19 protein-coding genes are annotated in these 24831 nt (G+C 49.4%); 7 read left to right on the plus strand and 12 right to left on the minus strand.

Features of this window, described 5'->3' with window-relative positions; all coding sequences use genetic code 11:
* Positions 1 to 115: 115 nt before the first annotated feature.
* From NT073_RS25965 to NT073_RS25980, 4 genes are all read right to left on the minus strand, one after another.
* The gene (locus NT073_RS25965) at positions 116 to 1315 is read right to left on the minus strand and encodes an MFS transporter (protein ID WP_297379455.1); all 1200 of its coding nucleotides are present in this window, start codon (positions 1313 to 1315) and stop codon (positions 116 to 118) included.
* Positions 1316 to 1678: 363 nt separating this feature from the next.
* Positions 1679 to 3421 (minus strand): serine hydrolase, encoded by a 1743-nt coding sequence (locus NT073_RS25970; protein WP_297379457.1) that lies wholly within the window; start codon positions 3419 to 3421, stop codon positions 1679 to 1681.
* A gap of 224 nt (positions 3422 to 3645) precedes the next feature.
* Positions 3646 to 6738, minus strand: coding sequence for a DNA polymerase I (polA, locus tag NT073_RS25975; RefSeq protein WP_297379459.1), 3093 nt, complete (start codon positions 6736 to 6738; stop codon positions 3646 to 3648).
* Positions 6739 to 6985: 247 nt separating this feature from the next.
* Positions 6986 to 7978, minus strand: a complete 993-nt coding sequence (locus tag NT073_RS25980; RefSeq protein ID WP_297379462.1) for a fasciclin domain-containing protein — start codon at positions 7976 to 7978, stop codon at positions 6986 to 6988.
* Positions 7979 to 8145: 167 nt separating this feature from the next.
* On the opposite strand from NT073_RS25980, the gene NT073_RS25985 reads away from it, so the two are divergent.
* Positions 8146 to 8610: a hypothetical protein gene (locus tag NT073_RS25985; RefSeq protein ID WP_297379465.1), complete on the plus strand. Its 465-nt coding sequence runs from the start codon at positions 8146 to 8148 to the stop codon at positions 8608 to 8610.
* Here the strand turns inward: NT073_RS25985 and NT073_RS25990 are convergent, their stop codons facing one another.
* On the minus strand, positions 8611 to 9471 hold the full coding sequence (locus NT073_RS25990; protein ID WP_297379466.1) for a sterol desaturase family protein: 861 nt from the start codon (positions 9469 to 9471) through the stop codon (positions 8611 to 8613).
* A 209-nt stretch (positions 9472 to 9680) separates the two neighbouring features.
* Here NT073_RS25990 and NT073_RS25995 point away from each other — a divergent pair, with 209 nt between their 5' ends.
* Positions 9681 to 10196: an acyl-CoA thioesterase gene (locus NT073_RS25995; RefSeq protein WP_297379467.1), complete on the plus strand. Its 516-nt coding sequence runs from the start codon at positions 9681 to 9683 to the stop codon at positions 10194 to 10196.
* On the opposite strand, the gene NT073_RS26000 is transcribed toward NT073_RS25995, so the two are convergent.
* Together NT073_RS26000 and NT073_RS26005 are read right to left on the minus strand one after the other, a co-directional pair.
* Positions 10165 to 10356 (minus strand): hypothetical protein, encoded by a 192-nt coding sequence (locus NT073_RS26000; RefSeq protein WP_297379469.1) that lies wholly within the window; start codon positions 10354 to 10356, stop codon positions 10165 to 10167. The two genes, NT073_RS25995 and NT073_RS26000, sit on opposite strands and share 32 nt — an antisense overlap.
* A gap of 36 nt (positions 10357 to 10392) precedes the next feature.
* Positions 10393 to 10875, minus strand: a complete 483-nt coding sequence (locus tag NT073_RS26005) for a hypothetical protein (protein WP_297379471.1) — start codon at positions 10873 to 10875, stop codon at positions 10393 to 10395.
* Positions 10876 to 11362: 487 nt separating this feature from the next.
* Between NT073_RS26005 and NT073_RS26010 the strand changes: the two genes are divergently transcribed.
* Positions 11363 to 12544 carry a glycoside hydrolase family 43 protein gene (locus NT073_RS26010; protein ID WP_297379474.1) on the plus strand — a complete coding sequence of 394 codons (1182 nt, stop codon included), beginning with the start codon at positions 11363 to 11365 and terminating at the stop codon, positions 12542 to 12544.
* 100 nt (positions 12545 to 12644) lie between these two features.
* Here the strand turns inward: NT073_RS26010 and NT073_RS26015 are convergent, their stop codons facing one another.
* Entirely contained in the window at positions 12645 to 13448 is an 804-nt protein-coding gene (locus NT073_RS26015) for an NIPSNAP family protein (RefSeq protein WP_297379478.1), read from the minus strand.
* 198 nt (positions 13449 to 13646) lie between these two features.
* A complete protein-coding gene (locus tag NT073_RS26020; protein WP_297379480.1) occupies positions 13647 to 14159 on the minus strand; it encodes a pyridoxamine 5'-phosphate oxidase family protein in 513 nt (170 codons plus the stop codon).
* A 172-nt stretch (positions 14160 to 14331) separates the two neighbouring features.
* Here NT073_RS26020 and NT073_RS26025 point away from each other — a divergent pair, with 172 nt between their 5' ends.
* The 3 genes from NT073_RS26025 (at position 14332) to trxA (ending at position 19050) form a co-directional block, all read left to right on the plus strand.
* Positions 14332 to 14880 (plus strand): hypothetical protein, encoded by a 549-nt coding sequence (locus NT073_RS26025; protein ID WP_297379483.1) that lies wholly within the window; start codon positions 14332 to 14334, stop codon positions 14878 to 14880.
* Positions 14881 to 14998: 118 nt separating this feature from the next.
* Positions 14999 to 18634: a DNA polymerase III subunit alpha gene (gene dnaE, locus NT073_RS26030; protein ID WP_297379486.1), complete on the plus strand. Its 3636-nt coding sequence runs from the start codon at positions 14999 to 15001 to the stop codon at positions 18632 to 18634.
* A gap of 71 nt (positions 18635 to 18705) precedes the next feature.
* Positions 18706 to 19050, plus strand: coding sequence for a thioredoxin (gene trxA / locus NT073_RS26035; protein ID WP_012925146.1), 345 nt, complete (start codon positions 18706 to 18708; stop codon positions 19048 to 19050).
* A gap of 148 nt (positions 19051 to 19198) precedes the next feature.
* Here the strand turns inward: trxA and NT073_RS26040 are convergent, their stop codons facing one another.
* Positions 19199 to 20947 carry a pyruvate dehydrogenase complex dihydrolipoamide acetyltransferase gene (locus tag NT073_RS26040; protein WP_297379491.1) on the minus strand — a complete coding sequence of 583 codons (1749 nt, stop codon included), beginning with the start codon at positions 20945 to 20947 and terminating at the stop codon, positions 19199 to 19201.
* 218 nt (positions 20948 to 21165) lie between these two features.
* Complete coding sequence (locus NT073_RS26045) at positions 21166 to 22362, minus strand: class I SAM-dependent rRNA methyltransferase (RefSeq protein ID WP_297379493.1); 1197 nt, start codon at positions 22360 to 22362, stop codon at positions 21166 to 21168.
* 159 nt (positions 22363 to 22521) lie between these two features.
* Here NT073_RS26045 and NT073_RS26050 point away from each other — a divergent pair, with 159 nt between their 5' ends.
* Positions 22522 to 23391 carry a sugar phosphate isomerase/epimerase gene (locus tag NT073_RS26050; RefSeq protein WP_297379496.1) on the plus strand — a complete coding sequence of 290 codons (870 nt, stop codon included), beginning with the start codon at positions 22522 to 22524 and terminating at the stop codon, positions 23389 to 23391.
* Between the two features lie 179 nt (positions 23392 to 23570).
* On the opposite strand, the gene NT073_RS26055 is transcribed toward NT073_RS26050, so the two are convergent.
* Positions 23571 to 24743: a zinc dependent phospholipase C family protein gene (locus NT073_RS26055; protein WP_297379499.1), complete on the minus strand. Its 1173-nt coding sequence runs from the start codon at positions 24741 to 24743 to the stop codon at positions 23571 to 23573.
* Between the last annotated feature and the right edge of the window lie 88 nt (positions 24744 to 24831).

Below are 24831 nucleotides of genomic sequence, written 5' to 3' on the forward strand. Positions count from 1 at the left end.
GGATTCTGTGTAAAGTACAGAATCCGTTGATAAGTAAGGTAAAATATTGTTGAATCGGTTAGGTTGTAGAGTCAGCAAGTCCTACTTCACTTACTCCACTATTCACTCAATTCAGCTAATGACCAGCTACCAGTTCGTAGTGGGCGACTTCCTCAGTTTCGTCTACGCCTTTTTCTTTCTGCCGGAAGTACACGACCATCGCCAGCAGAAAACCGGCAAATGCCAGCGCAGCGCCCACCCATTCGGGCGAAGCATAGCCCAATCCGGCGGCAATGGGCAAACCACCCAGGTAAGCACCGAGTGCGTTGCCCATGTTAAACCCGGCCTGACTAACCGACGAAGCCAGCATTTCGGAGCCATTGGCGGCCCGGATCATCAAAATTTGTATCGGTGCGCCCAGCGAAAACGCAATGGCACCCGTAATAAAGGTCATAATCAGCAGCGGTATCTGATACTGCGCCACAAAATACACACCGATCAGGCTGCAGGTCATCAGCAGTAAAAATAACGCGGTTGCTTTGCTGGGTGAGATCAAATCGGCGGTGCGGCCGGAAATCAGATTGCCAGTTGCCATACCCAGGCCCGCCAGAATTAGTATCCAAGTAATCTGGCTGCTGCCAAAATGAGCGACTTCGGTCAGCAGGGGGGCTATGTAGCTGAACCAGGCAAACAAACCGCCCGTACCGATGGCAGTAATGCCCAGAATCAGCCAGGGCTCTACCCGGGTGAACAGTTTTAGGTCTTTACGCAGGCTGGACTCGCCTACTACGGGCATTACAGGCAATAATTTCTGAATACAAAACATGGTAGCCAGCCCCACAACGGCTATAATAATGAACGTGATGCGCCAGCTCATTGTGTGACCAATATAGGTGCCCAAAGGTACGCCAATGATGTTGGCCACGGTAAGACCGGCAAACATCATCGAAATGGCCTGCGCTTCTTTTCCTTTACCCGCCAACCGACTGGCAACCACAGCCCCAACGCCGAAGAATGCGCCATGCGGCAAGCCCGACAACAGGCGCGTAATCATCATGATTTCATAGTTTGGCGCAAACGACGAAAGGGCGTTACAAAACGTAAATAAGGCCATCAGGCCCAGCAGAATTTTCTTAGGCGGATAATTCCCGGCAATGCCCACCAGCAACGGAGCGCCCAAAACGACGCCCAGTGCATAGGACGAAATCAGGTGACCGGCAACGGGAATGGAGATTTGAAGGGAACTGGCCACATCGGGCAAAATACCCATGATGACGAACTCGGTCATACCGATACCGAAGCCCCCAATGGCAAGTGGTAAGAGACTTTTTTTCATTTGCAGCGTACTATTTTACTGACAGCTCGTGAATTCTTTCAACAGAGAAAGCTCACTATAGATCACCGTTGAACATGGCCTACTCTATCACGCAAATAAAAAAAGTGCAAAATTGTTCCCTATTCTCCAAATGTTCTAATTTATTAGCCAGCCGGTACAATTACGGTCTGTATCGGGGACGATAAGCTTCACCTACTGGCTCCAAACCTTGTTTAAACGTTTAAATTATTTTGCATAAAAATGATGATACACCTGTTTCATCGGAAGCAATCCATTTATAATGAACAATAAAAATAATGGCGGGCAACATTCTTGCTGAATGTCACCCGCCGTTACCTTAGAATTATTCAATTTATCAAACAATTAGCGTATCCGTTTACCCGGCAAATTTTGCCCATTCTGGTGCAGAACAAGTTGCTCTACTTCGCCTTTGTCATTGCTGGAGAAGGTCACCTGGGCATCAACGACTTTCAGATAAAATTTGGTTTTGGATTCGGGGAAGAGTTCGAATCGGCTTTGTCCGGTAGCCTGACCGTATAATTTGTCGCCCTCGCGCGTGATGACAATAGAGAAACTTGGTGCTAACTGATATTCGCCAACATACGATTCCAGGGTAGTTTTATCAACGACAACGCCTTCCTGTTTGGGTACTTCAACAGACTCTCCTAACTCTTTCAACATCAAGAATCCATTGGTGTTGCGCGGGTTGAGCGCCACCGACCGTTTATAATCCTGAATGGCAGCCGCTTTATCGGCCATTTTTTTGTGAAGCTCACCCCGGCTGTCATAAACATTATACGATTCGGGATAGGTATCGGCATTCAGGTTAAAAACTACCAGTGCTTCCTTATCCTTGCCTTCCCGCATCAGTTCATAACCCAGCGCGTTGATCTCATTTTCGCTCACGGCATACGCTTTGTCGGCTTTCCAGGCACTAAATTTTTGTTTAGTTTTATCTAATGGGTCACTTAGTACGGATTGACGGAGCAGATCCGTAATGGGCTTTTTGGGTGCCTCCACCGGCTGATCGAACAGGATACGAAGGATGTTTTTGCGCATGTCGCCAAGGGGTGCCCCGCCGGTATTGTTCAGCAAAACAACCAACTGTTTGTCTTTGGGCAAACGACTGATAATGGTGTTGAAACCGTTGATGCCCCCGGAGTGCTCAATCAACAACAGGCTATCCTTAACCTGCCCAATTTTTACTTTACCAACGCCCCAACCGTAAGCATAGCCATCTAAAAACGGAGTGTACATAGTCGCCTTCCCACTAGCCGACAGAAGTTTGTCGGTATACAGAATCTGGTCCCAGCGGTATAAATCCTCGACGGTCGAATACATCGACCCGGCCGCATAGGGGATCGACATGTCCAGATAAGGCGAGTTCACGTAGGTGTTGCCTTTCTTCTCATAGCCCGTTGCCCGTTTGGGTATAATCGGGCCGAACAGATCATAGCCGGAATTCGTCATCTGCGCCGGAACAAGGATGTTTTCGTTCAATACCTCGGCATACGGTTTCCCGGTTACTTTTTCAATGATAACCCCTAGCAGGAAGTAGCCCGAATTGCTGTAGGAGAATTTGGTGCCCGGTTCGAAATCGAGCGGCTTATCGGCGAATAATTTCGTAAAGCCTTCGGGCGTAACTGGTTCCCGACTCTGCGTCTCGAAAAACTTTGGGAAGCTGGTGTAGTTAGGAATCCCCGAAGTATGCGTAAGCAAATGATGAATCGTGATCTTGTCGCCGGTGGCTTTGGGGTAATCGGGCAGGTAATCCGTGATTTTACCGGCTGGCTTCAGCTTCCCTTTTTCGACCAGCTGCATGATGAGCATGGCCGTAAACTGCTTGGTAATGGACCCCAGCCGGAATTTGGTATCGGGCGCGTTCGGGATGTTCCATTCCATATTGGCCATGCCGTAGCCTTTTTTGAAAATAACCTGGCCTTTATCCGCCACCAGCACGGCACCATTGAACTGCCGACTGGCGACATACTGCTGAACGAGGGCATCAATTTTAGCGGACTTGGTCTGGGCAAAAGCTGCCCCTGCCACAAGCAGCACAACGACCGCCGATAAGCTGATCCGGTAAAGTACACCTACATGTTTCATAAGAGGAGATGGGAAAGTGATTGCTCGCCAAGATTAGCACTTTCTATTCCTCAGCCTTATGAAAAGTGAGTTGTCGGTTGATAGCCCGGATAAAAGGCAAGAAAAACCCCATCCCGTGAAGTAGTTAGGATGGGGTTTCGGTATAGACGATTAGCGAGCAACTGCTCGCCTATACGTAAAGGCACAGGCGAATGCCCGCGCCAGGCAGCTCGCACCAAAAATCCTTAATGCGCCAGCAGCCAGTTCGCACCCGTACCGATGCCGGTTTCCATCTTCACGCCCATCGGGATGGCGTTCTTCATGATTTCGTCAACACGCACGCGCAGCAGATCGATTTCGTCGCGGTGGGCATCGAAAACGAGTTCGTCGTGTACGGTCAGGATCATTTTGGACTTCAACTGCTCGGCCTGCATGAATTCGTGAATCTGGATCATGGCAATCTTGAGCATGTCGGCAGCACTGCCCTGAATGGGAGCGTTTACGGCGTTACGCTCGGCAAACATCCGGTCGGTCTGGTTGCGGGAGTTAATGTCGCGCAGGTACCGGCGACGACCCAGGATCGTTTCGGCATAACCAAAGCCACGTGCCTTTTCGATGCACTGGTCGATGTAGTCTTTCACCGCCGGGAAACCGGCGAAATACTCTTCAATGATCTGTCCCGCTTCCTTGCGTGGAATCTTGAGCCGCTGCGCCAGGCCGAACGATGAGATACCGTAAATAATACCAAAGTTGATGGTTTTGGCTTTCCGGCGCATGTCGCTGGTCACTTCGTCCAGGCCCACGTGGAATACTTTGCTAGCCGTCTGGGTGTGAATGTCGACACCGTTGTTGAAGGCTTCGAGCATAGTTTGGTCACCACTGAAAGCCGCCATGATCCTCAGTTCGATTTGCGAATAGTCAGCCGACATGATCACGAACTCCGGCCCGCGCGGCACAAACGCTTTCCTGATTTCCTGCCCGCGAGGAGTTCGAATCGGAATATTTTGCAAGTTCGGGTTGGTGGATGATAGCCGTCCGGTGGCCGCTACGGCCTGATTGAACGACGTATGAATACGACCGGTACGCTTGCTGATCAGCAACGGCAACGCATCGACATAGGTGTTCTTTAGTTTGATCAGCTCCCGATAGTCCAGAATTTTGCGGGCTATTTCATGCTCGGCTTCGAGCTTCGACAGAATTTCCTCGCCCGTGGCGTACTGACCGGTTTTAGTCTTTTTGGCGTTTTTATCAAGTTTGAGTTTATCGAACAGCACTTCGCCCAACTGCTTCGGCGAGCCGATGTTGAACGACTCACCGGCAATCTCGAAGATTTCCTGCTGCACCTGCCGCATATCGACCTCCAGCGTGGCCGACAGTTCAGCCAGTGCGTTGGTGTCTATTTTGATACCTTCCAGTTCCAGATCCGTAAGCACCTGAACGAGCGGCATTTCTACCTGATCGAAGAGTTTGTGTAGGTTATCTTTTTCGAGCCGGGGTGCAAAGGCGTGTTTCAACTGCAGGGTAATGTCAGCATCCTCACCCGCGTAATCGACCACTTTCTGAATGTCCACGTCGCGCATGGTCAACTGGCCCTTCCCTTTCTTACCGATCAAGGCTTCAATCTCAACCGGACTATAATTCAGGTAGGTCATGGCCATCATGTCCATGTTATGGCGCATTTCGGGCTCAATCAGGTAATGGGCAATCATGGTATCGAACAGCTTGCCCTGTACTTCCACGCCGTACTTTTTCAGCATTAGCAGGTCGTACTTCAGGTTCTGCCCAATCTTCTCAATGGCCGGGTTCTCGAAAACAGGTTTGAACTGGTCGACAATCGCCTGCGCTTCGGCGCGGTCGGCGGGAACGGGTACGTAAAAGGCCTCTCCCGCACGATAGGCAAAAGACAACCCAACTAAATCGGCCTCAACGGGGTCGATGGCGGTCGTCTCGGAGTCGAAACACAGACTCTCCTGCTGGCTTAAGTAATGCACCAAACTGGCCCGCAGTTCGGGCGTATCGACCAGCCGGTAATCGTGCTTGACCGACAGAATTGTCTTGCGTCGTTCGGGCTGGTTTTCGTCGATTTCGTAGTCGGGATAGACATCCAGATAAGCCGGTGTTCCTCTTGTTTCGCTCACCTCCGCGCCCGGCTTGTCATCCGTTGTGATGGTATCCGTCACGCTCGCTGGCGTTGCTTCGGCCCCCGACGCCACTGGCACTTTAACGGCGGTGCGCTTACCTTTGGGCTTCTCGGCAGGTGCCGCTGCGGGTGTCGACTCAGTACCGAAATCAAACGGCAGATCCCCCGCCCCCGAGGGGTTGGACGCTCCCATGTTCGGGAAGGGTAAAAAAGCGGGAGCATCTCCACCGGGCGAGTCCACACCGGGCGAATCGAACAGATTCATCTGGGCAGAACCGGGGGTCTGGAAGGCAGTTGGCAGTGGCTTCTCGTCGTAGCTGCCCCCCAGCAACCGGGTCTTCATCTGCCGGAATTCCAGTTCGTCCAGCAAGGCTGCCAAGCGGGGTTTATCGTATTCGGTATGGCGCAGGTGTTCTTCGTCAAACGGCACCGGCACATCCAGATGAATAGTGGCCAGTTCTTTAGACATCAGCCCCTGCTGGGCAAAATTGACAACGTTTTCCTTAAGCTTTCCTTTCAATTCGTCGGCGCGGGCAATCAGGTTTTCAACCGACCCGAAATCGGCGATGAGCTTCTGTGCCGTTTTCTCACCGATACCCGGAATACCGGGAATGTTATCAACCGAATCGCCCATCAGCCCGAGCATATCCGTCACCTGCTCAATCCGCTCAATCTGCCAGCGTTCGAGAACTTCCGTAACGCCTAGCTTTTCGGCAGGCTTGCCCATGAAGGCTGGTTTATAAATATGAATATGTTCTTCGACCAACTGCCCGTAATCTTTATCGGGCGTCATCATATATACCTCAAAATCGGCCAGAGCAGCTTTTTTAGCAATGGTCCCAATGATATCGTCGGCTTCGTAGCCATCCAGAATCAGCATGGGAATGTGCATCGCTTCCACAATCTGCTTGATATACGGCATAGCTACGCTGATATCTTCGGGCTGCGATTGCCGATTGGCCTTGTACATGGGAAACGACTCATGCCGGAATGTCTTTTTCGCGGAATCGAAAGCGACACCGATGTGAGTCGGCTTCTCTTTCGTCAACACCTCGATCATGGCGTTCATGAACCCGAACACGGCCGATGTATTGATACCCCTCGATGAGATACGGGGCGATTTGCTAAAGGCAAAGTGAGCGCGGTAAATAAGTGCCAGCGCGTCTAATAAAAACAGTTTTTTGGTTGGTTTGGCCATTCGGTGAAGTAGCTGTCAATAGTCCAAAGGTCGAAAGTATTGCGGACAATCACTCGTTTCGACCCCGACAAATTCTGAAGAAGTACAGATAGAACCTTGCTTAAACAGAACAGTTAGATAAGGGTTTTGATTCCTGTTGAACGGGCAGTTCAGCAGGAATCAAAACCGCGAAGGGCGCAACGGCAGCCAGGGAATAGTGCTTATTGCCCCGGCTGCCGTTGCGCCCTTCCTAATCTTTAATCCGAGCCTACTGAGGCAGTAAGACGCGGTCGATAATGTGTACAACGCCGTTCGTAGCCGTAATGTCGGGGCCGGTAATATTAGACGCGACGCCCGCATTTCCTTTCCCCGTAACGGTTATACCCGTTGTGCTGGCACCCGCCGTGATGGTTCCACCCTGCAACGTAGACAGGCTGGCTCCGTTTGTAACAAGAGGGGTATAGGTACGGCTGTTAAGCACGTGATAAGTAAGAATGCCGGTTAAAACCGTTGCTGATGTATTGGCAATTACGGTGGAGTCGATACCCACTGCTTTAAAGGCGGCATCGGTCGGTGCAAATACGGTTAGTGGCCCTGGGCCGGCCAGTGCCCCGCCAATACCTGTTTTCGTAACTGCTGCCAGCAGAAGCTTGAACGAAGCGGTCGGCAGCAGCGTTGGAATACCCTGAACAGTAGCAGCGACATTCCCGAAAACGGGTGGCAGCAGCACGCGGTCAATTGCATGAACAACCCCATTACTAGCCTGTCCGTCGGCCTGTACAACGCGGGCACCGTTGACCGACACAACCGCTGATGTTCCGGTGCCTGATGCAACTTTCGATATGTATACAGGCAAGCCTGACAGCGTTGGCTGGGCGGTATTGATCGCCGTTGGGATATCCGACGCGGGAACCCGAGCGCCCAGAACGTGATACTGCAATACCGTTTTCAGTAACTCGACAGGAGCCGCTTTAATGGCGGCAGCATCTACATACCCAAATGCCTTGAAAGCGTCGTCTGTTGGGGCAAATACAGTGTAGGTGCCGGGTTGAGCCATTACCCCGTCCAGACCGGCCCGAAGCAGAGCCTCTTTTAATAAGGTAAACCGACTGCCTGTATTGACAATCTCACCAATTGTGGGTAAAGTAGGCGTGTTTTTGTCTGCTTCATTACAAGCAGAAAAAGAAACTGTCAACCAGACCAGCAAGGCTATAAGCAACGATGATTTCCGTCCTGCGAACGGATTATGATTAGCTAACATGAGTGATTATAGATGGGATTTGAGTGGAACGGATTGTCCGCTGTGCAAACAACAACAATCTAATGCTAATGTTCATCAATATTTACTGACCGTTCCTTTCGCTCAAAAGGTTACCGCCGAAACTATTGAATAGCCGATGGGTTAATTTAAAAATCCCCATCTCTCTCATGTCTCCATATCAGACTCTCGCTACACTATTCCTGCTTGCAAGTTGCCAAAGTCGCCCTTCCGAACAATCGGCCAGCGAATCAGTTCAAACCCAGCCTGATAGGCAGCAAGCTAGCGCTACAGTCCCCGATACGCTTTGTTTTCAACAGGTCATGAACCGCGATACCACCAAATTGCAGTTGGTTATCAACGGTAATCTGGCTACGGGCTACCTGGACAACAAGCCGTTTGAAAAAGACAGGGCACGGGGTAATTTTCAGGGATCGGTCAGTACTAACACGATTCAGGCCGATTGGCAGCGTTCGGGCGAAGGCACCACGCAGATTTATCCGCTCGACTTAACTATGAACGGCGACACTATTTCCTGGTACGAAGGAGAACGCGTGGAGAAAGCCGGGAAATGGGTATTGAAAGAACCCAGAAGTGGCTACCGATACGTACTGGTGAAAACTACTTGCCCCTAATTAAACATCTGACAGCGTCTTTTGAGTTTCGGTCAACTTCTCCCCTACTGGCGGACGGTATTTCTGGAACGGTATTTTCAGCAGATTGCCGATCTTCGAATGTTCATGCGGTTCGGTATGCGTATCGATTCCGTAGTGAATGGTTTTGCCTGGCATTTCATGATAAGTACCGAAGAGCCGGTCCCAGTAGGGGAAAATATTGCCATAGTTGGTATTGGTCACCGGCAACACGTAATGATGGTGTACGTGATGCATGTTGGGCGTTACAATAAACAGGCCCAGAATTCGGTCGGTCCAGCGGGGAAGTTCGATGTTAGCGTGGTTGAACTGCGAAAGCACGACCGACAACGCCTGGTACAGGAAAACCAGCCACATGGGCGCTCCTGTAATCAACACCGCCAGCGTTGTAAAGGTAAACCTGATAACGCTTTCGCCGGGGTGGTGCCGATTGGCGGTGGTTGTATCGACGTAGGTATCCGTGTGATGAATGAGGTGAAAGCGCCACAGGAAAGTGACTTTATGCTCGATCCAGTGCGCCAGCCAGGCCCCCACCAGATCAAGAACCAGCAATCCAACGATAGCTTCGGCCCAAAGCGGCAATTGAACCCACTGCAAAAGACCAATGTGATGGCTAACGGCCCAATCACTGGTGTTAAGCAGAATGAAGGCCAGCACAAAGTTGACAATAATAGTGGTTAGCGTAAAGAACAGGTTGATGCCCGCGTGTTGTACTTTTCGGTAAGGAAACGCAAACAGAGGCAACGCATTTTCAATAAGCCAGAATAGGGTAATACCCCCAACCAAAATCAACGCCCGATGCGACGATGGTATGTGTTCGAAATAATTAACCAACCGTTCCATAACCATTATCTAAATCTTTATCGCTTTAGTACAAATCTACAAAGAAATAAGGCGATTTAAAGAAGCAATGGCCTGGTAAAAAATCGCCAAACTTATTGCTTTGTTTGTCAGTCTGCCTTTTCGGTCGTTGGTTTGTGAACCGGAATTAGCCATCTGTTTAAGATTACAGTTCATCGGATAATCACTCATTGACAATTTTCTACCAACTAATGCCCCAACCCAAAAACGCCCGCGACTCCATAACGGTAATGACCGAAATGGTGCTTCCCAACGATACCAATACCCTCAATAACCTAATGGGTGGGCGACTGCTTCACTTCATGGACATTGCCGCAGCCATTGCTGCTCAAAAGCATTCAAACCGCATCGTTGTTACAGCATCGGTCGATAATGTCTCTTTTTCCGAGCCTATCCGGCTAGGGAATATCGTTACCATGAAAGCGCAGGTAACCCGTGCGTTCAGCTCTTCGATGGAAGTGTTTATTGAAGTATGGGCAGAAGATATTCCGGCCGGTATCCGGGTCAGCACAAATAGTGCCTATTATACGTTCGTTGCAGTCGATCAAAGCGGCAGGCCCATTGAAGTGCCCGCCGTTATCCCCGAAACCGACGACGAAAAAGACCGGTACGCGAGTGCGCTTCGTAGGCGGCAGCTGCGCCTTGTCTTAGCCGGACGCATGAATCCTCAGGACGCTACAGAACTGAGGGAGTTTTTGCAAGTCTAACCGCCGGGCCGCCCGGCGGTTCAGATGTCATCTGCGTAATAGCCTGTACAGCGGCTTCTTTCAGAACAGCTTCTGACAAACCGGTTTGAGCGATGGAGGTCTGCTCAGCGGCAGCCATAAAAAAACCGGCCATCAGGCCGGTCATATCAACTAGTTTCATACACGCCTGAAGGCGTCAGGATCAGGGCGGATGTAGTTATTTTTTTACACCCATTATCGACTCAGCCCGACTGATTACGGTACCACCCTGGAGCGTTTCCGTTGTTGTAGACATAGCAAATTGCTTTTCATTAAATGCGCCGGTAGCGCTGTACTGCCCGGTAAAGGTTGTGCCCTGAACGTATATTTGATCCTGCGTTCGGTCAATCACGGTAAAGCTGTTTCCGTTCAGTTCAGCGGTTACCTGATAAGGTCGAGTACCTTTGATATCAATGTAAATCTCTTTATTATTTGAACTTTTGGTAACGGCTATGGTCGTTGTACCTGTTTCAGGTTTCAACTCAGCACCACCAAATCGAATTACACTCTGATATCCTCCCTCGTACGTACCGACATATTGATCGCGGGGGTCAACGTCATCGGCCCCTCCCGATTTTTTGCAGGCTGTAGTAAGCGAGCCAATAATGGTTAGAGCCAAAATAATATTTCGAAAAGATCGAACGGCATAAGGAGTAGCCATGAGTTTGAATAAGTTGTGTTATGGGTTGTGTTCAGACGTTATCTATACAAACGTCATGCCGTGTTTCGAGCGTATAATGTAGCTTCAGAAGTCCAAAATTAACCGTTTTAAGAAACACCAGTCAACCGGCATATGAAGAGATTACCTATCAAAAAAGCCCCGGCAATTAACTTACCGGGGCTTTTCAAAGAAACATAACAGACTAAAAACGACGTCTGAACACTTTTATTGTGTAGCCTGAAATAGATTACACTTTATTTTCCACTTTTATTTCATTTCTGGTGGCACATAGCCAACAGACTTGTCCGAAACTCCTAACGGGAGCGTTTGCCAGCAGGCCGGTATAGATAGACATAACTTAACATATCCGTGAGTAATCAGCTTCCGTTATCTATGTAATACCAAACACATTAATAGAAATACATAAGTTTGCTGCAGATTAGAAGCCGCTTAGTAAAGGCTTATGCATACACGATTAACCATTGTCATGAAAAAATCACTGCTTCTGTTTTTTATTGTTAGCATTATTGTTCTGCACAATTCTGTGGCGCAAACCACACAAGGCAGCGTTACAACTAAAAACTCTTTTTCCAACCCCCTACCCATCCAGTTTGGTGACCCTTATATTTTACATACCAAGGATATGTATTATATGTATGGCACCGGCGGAGGAGCAGATAAGGGATTTTCGGCTTATTCCTCAAAAGACATGGTGAACTGGAAGCCAGAAGGGCAGGTCTATTTTCACAATAATAAGAATGGCTGGAGCGATCCGAAAGCAAGCTGGGGCGGTGCTTACTGGGCACCGGAAGTCTATGAAGTGAGGGGAAAGTTTTACCTGTTTTACAGTGCACAGTGGAAGGTGAATCCGACTAAAGAACTGGAAAACTTCCGTATTGGCGTAGCCGTTTCGGACAAACCCACCGGCCCGTTCGTCGACCTGGCCAGCAAACCCGTTTTTGACCCTGGGTACCCAGTTATTGATGCGAACGTGTTTTTCGATACCAACGGAAAAGCCTATTTGTATTTTTCGCGTTGCTGCTACAAACACCCGGTCAAGAGTGAAGTAGCCGATCTGGCCAAAAAGAATGGCTGGTATAACGAGATCGAAGAAAGCTGGGTGTACGGTGTCGAAATCAAACCTGACTTTTCCGGTATCGTCGGCCAACCCGTTCTGGTGCTGCGTCCTCCGGTTCGTCTAAGCGACAAGCAGGCCGAATGGGAAAGCCGCTCCGTAACCGCCCGCGAAGTAAACCGCCGTTGGACGGAAGGCTCGGTTACCTTCAAAAAAGACAACCTGTATTACATCATGTATTCGGCCAATCATTTCGGCGGGCAGAACTATGCCATCGGATACGCCACCGCGACCTCACCTTTAGGTCCGTTTAAAAAAGCAGCTAATAACCCAGTTTTGCAGAAAAATACCGACAAGGGCGGCTCAGTGACGGGTACGGGGCACAACAGTGTAACGTACTCGCCGGATGGTAAAGAAATGTTTTGCGTCTACCACGCCAGAACGGCCAAAACCGGCGACGAACGGGTGGTTTGCATTGATCGCATGCAGGTCAAAAACGGAATCATAACGATCTCAGGTCCTACCACCACACCCCAGAAACTTCCTTCAGGAACACCAACGGCGACGGCGGGCAGCCAATCCAAAGGTGAATAATGCATATCGTAAAGCATCAAGGCAAGGGTTTTTAAACGACGTATCTTGAAGATATGTCGTTTAAAAACCCTTGCCTTGATGCTTTACGAATCAGACCTTGTTAAATCTGCGAGAAAGCAGTCGGAATCAGAAATGTGCGGTGGATGTTCGATATGATCTTGGCATCTGCATATTCAGGCATAGAGCTTATCTTTTTCCACTCAGGATCACCGCCGAAGGCTTTCCAGTTCTGGTCATGTTCATTCATGTCATCGAACGTCAACATGTACGTGAGGTTAGGACGCATTGGACCGATCAGCGTTTCTCCGAAAAACACGGGGGTAAGCCCCACTCGCTTGAAAATAGCAATCTCACCGGCCTGGTTGAACATCTCTATTTTCTTTTTCCCAGCGGTTTCATTTGGACTTTCATACCGACGCAACTCAAAGATACGCGACTTCTTTTCGGGTAATTCCAGCCGGGGCATGTTCGAAAACGCTTTCAGTAACGAACTCTCAATGCGTTCGTAGGCGGGCGCCGTAGCCTCGGCATTCAGGTATTCGGCGCCGGCTTGCTGATAGGCACTATCGCTGGCTAGTTGATCGGAAATCTTCAGGTAGGCATCTAATGATGTAAAGGGTATCAGCACAACCAGTTTGGTAAAACCCTGAGAGAGGTACTCCGTAAAAACGCCCACATTCTTGCTACCCAGCCGATTGTAGGCAGGAATAGCGGCCTGTTGAAAGTAATTCTGGACTATCTTGAGTTGCCGACCGTTTTTTAGTGTGTATGTCCTCAATTCATAAAATTCCGGGGAAGCGTTTTGCTGAACGTCGGCAGCGGCTGTCGCCTGGTTAATTGGTGCTAAAACACTCGCCACGGAAGTAGTAAGAAGAGAGGCTTTCACAAACTGACGTCTTTTCATAAACAATGCTTTTTTCGGTACGTATCAGGTAGAAATTAACTTTTAGTCATTTGTCAAAGGAAGCAAATCGTTTGTTCTACCATACCTCAGTCAACAACATTTTTTCAGCAAATCGCTTTTCCCGAAAACCAAACAGTGCTGGCAGAATGACCTGAAGTCATAGCTGCCAGCACTGTTCTTCGAGTCATTTTCTTACCCTTATTGCGGCTCATCACCGAACTTCTCGTTGCGGCCCGTTTTGTCCGTATCACCCGTGATAGCTCCTTTCGCCATTTCGAACAACTTCACCATTTTGCCCCCCGGCCGATCCCAGTATTCACCGGCATGGGTTGTTACTTTGAGCAGCGTAACCTCCGGATCGTCTTTGCCATTTGGGAACCATGTTTTCAGAAAATCGCTCCACAACTGATCGATTTTAGCTTTGTCCTTTACTATTTCGGCATAGCCGGATGTTGATACATACACCTCGGAGCCGGGGTCCGCAAAACCCAGCGCAACGCGCTCATTCTGCCGAATTTCACTAACCTTATTCGAGTTTTCGTACGTAAAAAACCACATGGCGCCATCGGGGTCTATCTCATGCATCGCCATGGGCCGAGTATGAAAATCGCCATCCGACTCCTGAGTGGTGAGCATGGCAATGCGAATGTCCTTGATTTTGTCTTTAAGCTTATCCAGTTCAATTGGATTTAATGTGCGTTGAGCTTGCATGAGATTATTGGGTTTGATATGAAATAAAAATCATTCGTTTAAGCGTAGGGTTTTTAGAATTTAACTTTATTCGGAAAAGTTGAGCGAATGGGATAGCCAGGCAGGAAGCGCCGTTCTTGTGCCTGTATCTAAAGCTGCCGAACTGAACGGACGTATAGAAACCCAAAAACCAATGATCACACAAATAAGAGAAGATGCCCCTGAAACGGCTACTCAAACGGTTACTAAGTTGGTCATAAGTGCCTTGTTAGGTCTTACGCTACTCATAGGCATTCTGACAGCCGTTTTTGCCATTTACCTGTACGCCAACGCACTGCCTGAGACCAGCGTTGAATTAACCAGCGTAGCAAGAGACACTACGTTCTACGCAGGAGCTAACCAGAGCCAATCTGGCGAAGGCAGTATAGTGGCTGTGCGGGCGGTGGGCCAGGTCGATGATTCCACGGCCAGTGTTTTAGTTACCTACCCAAATGACTCGTCAATAGCTATCAATGGGTCGATAATGAAGGGTAAAGTGGATCAGGTCTGGGTTAGTGACTTCTACGACCGCCGGGCAAAAATTATGTTCCGCCATAAAACGGTTCAACGCGGCAACTTGCGAATCCTAGTCCATTTTTCGCATCCTCCTGCCAGTTGGGGATACCAGCAAACAGACCAAGGATGGCGTAAAATTAAACAGCCCGGTACCCCAAAAAAAAGCGTTTCACCATCAGCACATTAGCGAGGTCTTTTGAAAATTCCTGCTTCTCGGTTGCCCGTTCCCGGCTAGTTTGTTCTATTTTTACAGAGAATGAAATCCTGTAAATCAGTGAAATCATAAAAATCCGGGTTCAGACAATATGCAATTTTCACATCTTCACTGCCATACTCAATACTCGCTGCTCGATGGCCAGGCCGATATTAAGAAGCTGATTAAGAAGGCTAAAGCCGATAATATGCCGGCCGTTGCTATCACCGATCACGGCAATATGTTCGGGGTATTTGAATTTGTAGCCGAAGCCAGCAAGCAGGGCATCAAGCCTATTGTTGGCTGTGAATTCTATGTCGTTGAAGACCACCACAAAAAACAATTCACCAAAGAGCAAAAGGACGTTCGTTACCACCAGCTGCTGCTGGCGAAGAACGCACAAGGCTACAAAAACCTGGCAAAACTCTGCTCGCTGGGCTATATGGAGGGATTATATGGCAAATATCCCCGCGTTACGAAAGAACTGATTGACCAGTATAAAGAAGGACTCATTGCCTCCACTTGCTGCATTGGCGCATCGGTACCCAAAACCATTCTCAAAAAAGGCGAAGAAGCGGGTGAGATCGAGTTCAAATGGTGGCTCGACCGCTTTGGCGAGGATTATTACGTTGAATTGCAACGCCACGAAATTCCCGACCAGATCAAAGCCAACGAGGTATTGATCAAGTTCGCCCGGAAGTACAACGTTAAGATCATTGCGTCCAACGATTCGCACTATGTCGATCAGGACGACTGGGTTGCCCACGACATTCTGCTGTGCGTAAATACCAACGAAAAGCAAAGCACCCCGTCGATGAAAGATTTCAGCGACGACGATGTAATGCCTAAAAACACCCGCTTCGCCTTCTTCAGCGACCAGTTCTATTTCAAGAACACGCAGGAGATGACCACGCTCTTCAAAGACCTGCCCGAAGCCATCGACAATACCAACGAGATTGTGGGTAAGGTCGAAACGCTGAAGTTGAAGCGGGATATCATGCTGCCCAACTTCCCGATTCCGAAGGAATTCCAGCAGCATACCGACGACGTACTTAACCAGTGGGAGTACCTGCGCCACCTGACCTATGAAGGGGCTAAAGAACGCTACGTCGACATTCTGCCCCATATTCAGGAACGACTTGATTTTGAGCTGTTCACGATCAGAACAATGGGATTCGCCGGGTACTTCCTCATCGTGGCCGACTTCATCAAAGCCGGGCGCGATCTGGGAGTTATGATCGGGCCGGGACGTGGTTCGGCTGCGGGTAGTGCGGTGGCGTACTGCACCGGTATCACCAATATCGACCCCATCAAGTACGACCTGCTGTTCGAGCGTTTTCTGAACCCCGACCGGAAGTCGATGCCCGATATTGATACGGACTTCGACGATGAAGGCCGTCAGAAAGTAATCGACTACGTTGTTCAGAAATACGGCAAAGCGCAGGTGGCACAGATCGTGACCTACGGTACCATGGCCTCCAAATCGTCCATCAAAGACGTAGCGCGGGTAATGGACTTACCCTTGCAGGATGCCAACGCCGTGGTGAAGCTCGTGCCCGACAAGCCGACTTACAACATGACCCTCAAACGTATTTTTGAGGACCCGCTCGAAGGGCCGGGTGGCCTGTCGAACGTGATTCAGCCCGAAGAACTGGATAACGTGAAACGGATGCGCGCGCTGGAAGCAGGCGACAAGAGTGCGGCAGCCGCCATGCGGATCGTAGATTACGAAAAGGTATCGGCAGTTCTCAAACAAGCGCGTAAACTCGAAGGTACGGTACGCAATACGGGACTTCATGCCGCCGGTATTATCATTGCTCCCAGCGACTTATCGGACATTGTCCCCGTATCGACCTCAAAAGATACGAACCTGATCATCACCCAGTATGAGGGTAAAGTTATTGAGGATGCGGGGGTAATCAAGATGGACTTTCTGGGGTTGCGCAACCTCACCATCATCAAGGAATGTTTGCGGCTTATCCGGCAAAATCACGGTGGATTCTTTATTAATGGCGTTGAAACCGACATTGATGATATTCCGCTGGACGATGAGGAAACCTATAAACTCTTTCAGCGGGGCGAAACCAATGCCGTATTCCAGTTTGAATCCGACGGCATGAAAAAGCACATGAAAGACCTGAAACCTGACCGTTTCGGTGACCTCATTGCCATGAACGCCCTCTACCGTCCGGGTCCGATTGCGTATATCCCGAACTACATTAACCGCAAACACGGCCGTGAAGAAGTTAAATACGACATGCCAGAAATGGAAGAGTATTTGGCGGATACCTACGGCATTACGGTGTATCAGGAGCAGTTGATGCTGCTGTCGCAAAAGCTGGGCAACTTCACCAAAGGCGACGCCGACGTACTGCGGAAGGCGATGGGTAAAAAAGACAAAGCCACGCTGGATAAGATGAAGGGCAAGTTTATGGATGGTTGTGCTTCCAATAACCTGCCCCTGAAAGTATGCGAGAAAGTCTGGACCGACTGGGAAGCCTTTGCCTCCTACGCCTTTAACAAATCGCACTCAACCTGTTATGCCTTCGTAGCGTACCAAACAGCTTACCTCAAAGCCCACTATCGCTCAGAATACATGGCGGCTGTTTTAACAAGCTGCCTGGGCACGATCGACAAGATTACGTTCTTCATGGAAGAATGTAAGAACATCAACATCCCGGTTCTGGGGCCGGATGTGAACGAATCCGAACGCTTTTTTGGGGTTAACAAAAAAGGGGAGATTCGTTTCGGACTGGGGGGTATCAAAGGAGCAGGCGACGCGGCCGTTGAAGCCATCATTGAGGAACGTAAAGCGGGTGGCCCATTCAAAGACATATTCGATTTTGCTATCCGGGTCAACCTGCGCACGGTGAACAAGAAAACCTGGGAATCACTGGCCTATGCCGGTGCATTTGACAGCATCGACGAGTACCATCGGGCGCAGTATTTCGAGATGGCCGAGGGCGATACATCACCGTTTCTGGACAAAATTATCCGCTACGCCAACAACTACCACGCCGAGAAAGCAGCCGCTCAGCAGTCTTTATTTGGGGCAATGATGAACGGCGAACCAATGCTTTCCCGTCCCAAAGCGCCTATCGTAACAGAATGGAATCAAATCGAAAAGTTGAAATTCGAGAAGGATGTTGTCGGCTTTTACATCACCGGTCATCCGCTGGATGAGTTTAAACTTGAGATGGACGGATTTTGTAACTGCACACTAGCCAATATTTTCGAGACCAAACAACCCGAAATCAAAGTGGGGGGCATTGTATCGGCGGTACAAATGCGGGTAACAAAAAGTGGAAATCCGTTCTGTATTTTCAAAGTAGAAGATTACAATTCGTCCCTGGAAATGGCTCTTTTCGGCGACGATTATGTTCGGTTGGTACAATATATCGAGGTGGGGCGTTTCCTGCACATTACGGGCAAGACCCAGAATAAATGGGGTTCGGAACAACTAGAGTTCAAACCCACCAGCATCCGTTTGTTGAACGACATGCGCGAAAAATTCTGCAAAGAGCTACGCGTATCGTTAACCCTGGACTCCTTGAACGCTCAACTCGTAGCCAGAATCAACGAGTTAGTAAATGCCCATCCCGGCAGTTGTACGCTGTCGCTTAATGTGATCGATCATAGTGAGCGCATCGAAGTCAGCTTACAGGCAAGAACGTTGAAAGTGTCACCCGCCAATTCATTGCTTCGGTCGCTGGAAGCCATAGACGGCGTGACGTGCAAGGTGGCGTAAAAGTCGGAACTAAACGGCGTGAAAACGGTTTATGCTCATGAAACAAGTTCAACAAATAAACTCTTTCAGTCATGGCAGCAGGAACACATGCCGTAGAAGCAACCGACGCGAACTTCAACGATCTTATAAATTCTGACAAACCTGTTTTAGTAGATTTCTGGGCCGAATGGTGTGGTCCCTGTAAAATGATCGGGCCCGTTGTAGAGCAACTTGCCGGTGAATACGAAGGGAAAGCCGTAGTAGCGAAAATGGACGTTGATCAAAACTCCCAGGTTCCCGCTAAATTTGGTATCCGCAGCATCCCGACGCTGATGATCTTCAAAAACGGTCAGTTAGTTGATAAAGTAATCGGCGCCGTTCCCAAAAACGTACTGGAGCAAAAACTTCAGGGCGCAATGGAACCCGCAACGATCTAAGTTTTTAGGTTTTCAATAAAAAAGGCCTTCCGATTAATCGGAAGGCCTTTTTTATTGGTATCGTAGTAAGCAAAATAAGTGGAGTAAGTGCAGTGAGGACAGACTGTTCACCACTGCACTTACTCCACTTATTTTACTTACCCTCTTTTTATACCAGCATCCGCATTGGATCCTCGAGCAGTTGCTTGAACGTTTGCAGGAAAGCAGACCCTGTAGCACCGTCCACCACACGGTGGTCGCAGGACAGGGTCACTTTCATCACATTCGTTGGTTTAGCTATCTCACCCTCAAACTTCACCGTTTGCTTGATAGCACCAACGGCCAGAATGCACGAATCGGGTGGGTTGATGATGGCCGTAAACTCTTCGATGCCAAACATACCAAGGTTGGAAATCGAGAACGTGCTGCCTTCCCAGTCTTTCGGCTGAAGTTTCTTATCCTTGGCTTTTCCGGCCAGATCTTTCACCTCTCCCGAAATCGTCGACAGAGTTTTCTGATCGGCATTCCGTACAACGGGTACCAGCAAGCCTTCATCGACCGCTACGGCGACACCGATGTTCACGTACTTGTACTTCCGAATTTTATCACCTAACCACGACGAGTTGACGTTGGGGTGCTGTTTCAGCGCCAGCGCAGCTGCCTTGATCACGAAATCATTGAATGATACTTTAACCGGGCTAAGGCCATTCACCGTACCACGCAGATCCATCGCCTTGTCCATGTTGATTTCCATGGTCAGGTAGAAGTGCGGAGCTGTAAATAAGCTTTCGCTCAGACGACGCGCAATTGTTTTGCGCATCTGACTAACCGGAACATCCTCATATTCACCTGCAACAGGTGTTGCTGCTGGCGCTTGTGCTGATGCCGGAGCTGGCGTTGCAGCGGGTGCTGGTGCGGCTGGTTGAGCAGCAGGAGCCGTTGGTTGAGCGGCAGGAGCTGCTTTACCGGGAACAAACGATTCGACATCGCTTTTCACAATGCGGCCTTCCGGGCCACTGCCCTGTACCTGTGCCAGATTGATGCCTTTTTCTTCGGCAATACGCTTGGCTAAGGGAGAGGCTTTCACCCGACCATTCGATTCGACGGCATCCCCTTCACCACCGGCATACGACAAATCCGTATCGGCATTGGCGGGCAAATCTGCCTGTGGGTTTTGCTGAGCGGTTGCGCTTCCACCTTCGCCGGTAGCGGCCTGCTGGCCCGCTGCGGGTGCACCCGCACCACCGTCAAGCAGTACTTTGAAATTGGCACCTTTTTCACCGACCACGGCAATGACCTCATCGACGGCAACCGACGAACCTTCTTTTACACCGATATAGAGCAGCGTACCTTCTTCATAGGCTTCGAGGTCCATGGTCGCTTTGTCGGTTTCAACTTCGGCCAGTACATCACCCGATTTCACGGTATCGCCTTCTTTTTTGTGCCACGCCACGATGGTTCCTTCCGTCATGGTGTCGCTCATCTTAGGCATCCGGATGATCGACGCGTTTACGTTTTCGGCGGGAGCCGCCGATACGGCCTTTTCGTCAGGCAGTTTTGTGGTCGACTCATTACTGGCGCTGTTGGCAGGTGCAGGCGCTGGTTCTGGCTTTGGAGCCGCCGGGGCAGCTTCCTGACTTCCTCCGCTCGATCCGTTGAGTACGGCTTTGTAATCTTCACCATCTGCTCCGATAACGGCCAGAACGCCATCTACCGGCACCGACGCCCCTTTCTCAACACCGATGTACAGCAATGTACCCTCGTCATAGGCTTCGAGGTCCATAGTTGCTTTGTCAGTTTCAACTTCGGCCAGTACGTCGCCGGACTTTACTTTATCGCCCACTTTTTTGTGCCACTCCGCAATGACACCTTCGGTCATTGTGTCGCTCATTTTGGGCATTCGGATTAATTCAGCCATAAGAAGCTATGTATGTAATCGGGTTATACGAAAAGACTTGCTGGGTCGCCAGCGTGGCGAGCCGGTTGAAGCCCAAAATTAGCGGAAACCAGTCAATATCTATAACAGCAATTGAAGTATAACCTCTTCTGCCGTTACATATAAACCTCTTCCAACAGTATTTCGTTAAACGACAGTCGGCAATATCGCTTTAGTTACTACTATTTACTAGCCGTTAGTTACTCTACCCACAAGACCAGTCCTTTCAGATAGCCGCCCTCCGGGTGAAACAAACTGACCGGGTGATCGGCGGGTTGGCTCAGGTGATGCAGCACCCGCACCTGCCGACCGGCTTCAATGGCTGCTGCCACAATTGTATTGTAAAACAACTCACGATCAACCACCTGCGAGCAGGAAAACGTAAACAACAGGCCGCCTTTGGCTACCCGCTTAAAGCCTTCGGCATTCAGGCGTTTGTAGCCCTGCACCGCCCGGTGCCGCGCCGACTGGCTTTTGGCAAAGGCCGGTGGGTCGAGCACCACGACATCGTATTGCTGATCGTGATTTTTCAGGTAATGCATGACGTCTTCGGCAAAGGCCTGGTGTCGATCATCGCTTTCTCCAAAGTTGGCGGTTATGTTCTGATCCGTCAGGTTGATTGCTTTCTGCGACACATCGACAGAATGCACCAGTGTAGCGCCCGCTTTAAGGCCATACACCGAAAACCCGCCCGAATAGCAAAAAGCGTTCAATACTTTTTTCCCTTCGGCATATTGCGCCAGTAATGCCCGGTTATCGCGCTGATCGAGGAAGAAGCCGGTTTTCTGACCGGTTATCCAGTCGATCATAAACGTATTTCCGTTTTCCAGCACCGGATGCGGTACGGGTGTACGGCCATACAGATAGCCATTCGTTACGGTAGCACCGTATTCGTCGGGTAATGTTTCGGCACTTTTGTCATATACGGCCTTGAGTTCGTCACCAAAAACGGCTTTCAGGGCTTCGGTGATAACTTCCCGTTCCCGGTGCATACCAATAGAATGGGCCTGGAGAACAATGACCCCATTGTACATATCCAGAATCAGTCCCGTACAACCGTCGCCCTCGCCATGAACAAGTCGATAACAGTTTGTTTCGCCCGTTACGATCACTTTTCGAATAGATCGAATATGCGCCAGCTTTTTTGTCCAGTACGGTAAGTCGGGGGTAACGGGTCCACCAGCCGTTGCGTTGAACGAGAAGATACGTACGGCAATACTGCCATCGTGGTAATGTCCGGTGGCGAGGTAGTTCTTTTTGCTATCAAATACTTCAACGACATCTCCGTCGTTCAGGTTGCCCTCATACCGACTGATGGCCCGTGAAAACACCCAGGGGTGAAATCGCCGGAGAGCCTCGTCGCGTCCGGCCTGTAGATATAATTTTGAAAACGTCATTCGTCCTGAAGAAAGACCGCAAAGATACGTTGTTGATATTTGTCATTCTGTAAAGGCCCCGTTAAACCGGAAAAGAGTTAAGCTGTCTAAAATATTTTAGGCCATTTTGCGTAGAAGCGGCCCATCTTTACGTTTTAAACCTGCAAACTTTTACCAACCATGCAACGACGCAGTTTTCTAAAACAGTCTGGCCTGTTAACGGCCGGCGCCTTAACCCTTAGTCAAACCAACCTTCTGGCTGGTGCACCAAGTAAATTAATCAGCCCATTTGGGGTTCAGTTGTACAGTGCCCGCGATGTAATGCCTAAAGACCCAAAAGGCGTAATGACCGAGCTAGCCAAGATGGGCTACAAACAATTTGAGAGTTTTAGTGGGGCGAAGGGCTTCCTATGGGGCATGGAACCCAAAGAAATGAAGTCGTTTCTCGATGGTCTTGGCGTGAAGATGGTCAGCACGCACTTCAACTTCCGGGGTGACATGGAAAAGCCCGACGGCTTGAAGAAAAGTATCGAAATGGCTCACGGTGCCGGATTAACGTATTTGCTGTGCCCTTACATTGGCCCCCAAAAAACATGGGACGACTGGAAGAAAATTGCTGATATGTTCAATACTGCCGGGGAAGAAGTTAGCAAGGCCGGGCTTAAATTTGGCTACCACAACCACGACTATTCCTTCAGGCCCCTCGATGGTAAACTTCCGCAGGAGTTCCTGCTGGCTAACACCGATCCTAAAAACGTAATGTTCGAACTGGATTTGTGCTGGATTGATGTAGCAGGCGTAAACACAGCCGATCACCTCAAGAAGTACGGTAAACGCTACGAGCTATGCCATGTTAAAGATTATACCGTACAGGGCGGCAAACCGGTACAGAATGATCTGGGTAAAGGCAACGTAGACTTCAAGAAAACGCTGCGTACTGCCATGGACAGCGGCATCAAGTACTTCCTGGTCGAGCAGGAGGAATATGCTGAATCGCCGATGGTTAGTTTGAAGAACGACGCTGAATACATGAAGAAGCTGGCCGTCTAAACCAGGATTTAAACCAGATTGAAAGGATTAAACAAGATTATGGCAATTAACAAAAAGCCAGCTTGTTTAATCCTTTCCTTTTTTCTTAGAAAGTATAATCATGCTTAGTTAAACAACCTTGTTCCGTCGATTCATCAATCCTGTTAAGTTGAATGGATAATCTTGTTTAATCTTTCTAGTTAAAATCCTGCGGGGCCGCCCGGTGGTTCGGACTCCTCTCTCGCCTTAAACAGCCGCTTCAACCACCCTTTCTTTTCTTCTGCTTCTTCTTTCTGTTCCTGATCGGTGAGTTGATAGTTTGCCAAAGCCCGTAAATCCGGCTGACCGGCATCGACCCAGCAGGTATACCAGAAATCACCGACCATCTTTACGGATGCCCGCATCTGACGCTCTACCTGTCCATGTAACCGTTCGTGGTACTGCTGCGAGAAATCGGCCGAATAGACCTTGGCGGTAATTCCATTTCGCTCCTCAAACCCATATTTACGGGTCTCCCCTACCTGTTCCGTTAGTTGCTGCTCAGTGTGCAACACGGAGTCCAGAGCCGCATTGGCATTGAATACTGCCCGCCAGGCGGCTTTTTGTGGAGAGTAAAGATACTCTGCCTGCCCCGTCAGAAAATCATAGTTGGCACTGAACAGCTCCGGAAGCCTGGACTCCCAGAAGCCATGAATACCCTGTTGATTCGTTAACTGACCGTTGTAGTTGCGGGTTGTATGCAAGGGCACATTGGCATCGGCAATGTAGTGTCCTAAATCGGCGGCTACGCGCAGAATACGTCGTACATTACGCTGTTTAAACGCTTCCGTTAACTGATACTTTGTCAATTGTATCTGCCAGGGGACCAGCCCATGCAACGCCAGTGAGTCTTCACCATATCGATCTGTAGCGTCCTTATAATACCGTGGCAAGGTTGCGGTTGTCGTATCCGGATAGGCATCCAGATCAATGAAATGGCGCGGTGCTTCGCCCACAACCGCATACCGGCGCTTATCGGGATTGACTGCATTATCAGCCAGGAAATCGATGTGTTTCTTAAAGAATGGTATCATATCGACAGGCAGCGTAAACACCGCCAGCCGGTTGATCTGCTGATGCGCAAAGAAGCCCCAGGCTGGATGGCCCCACAGTGGACGCTGCCAGGCTGGGTGGTCCCACAATGTATAATGCGGGATTGGACTCTCTAGGTGAGGCTGGTCCCAATCGGACTGTTTCGGACTACTAATACTACTCACCGGCAGTTTATTAGCTGCTTTCTCCCCTACAAAATAGCTAGCGTAGACCCGGTTAACGAAAAAAAAAGAGACAAAAATTAGCAGCCAAATAAAACGTTTGTACATTTGCTCAAACATGGTACTTTACAAGTAAAATATTTAACTATTCACTTAAAACACCATGTGATTCAAAATAAAATTTGGTCAAAATAACAAATCTTCGAAT

The organism is Spirosoma sp., from assembly GCF_026391055.1.
In the GTDB taxonomy this organism is placed as follows: Bacteria; Bacteroidota; Bacteroidia; order Cytophagales; family Spirosomataceae; genus Spirosoma.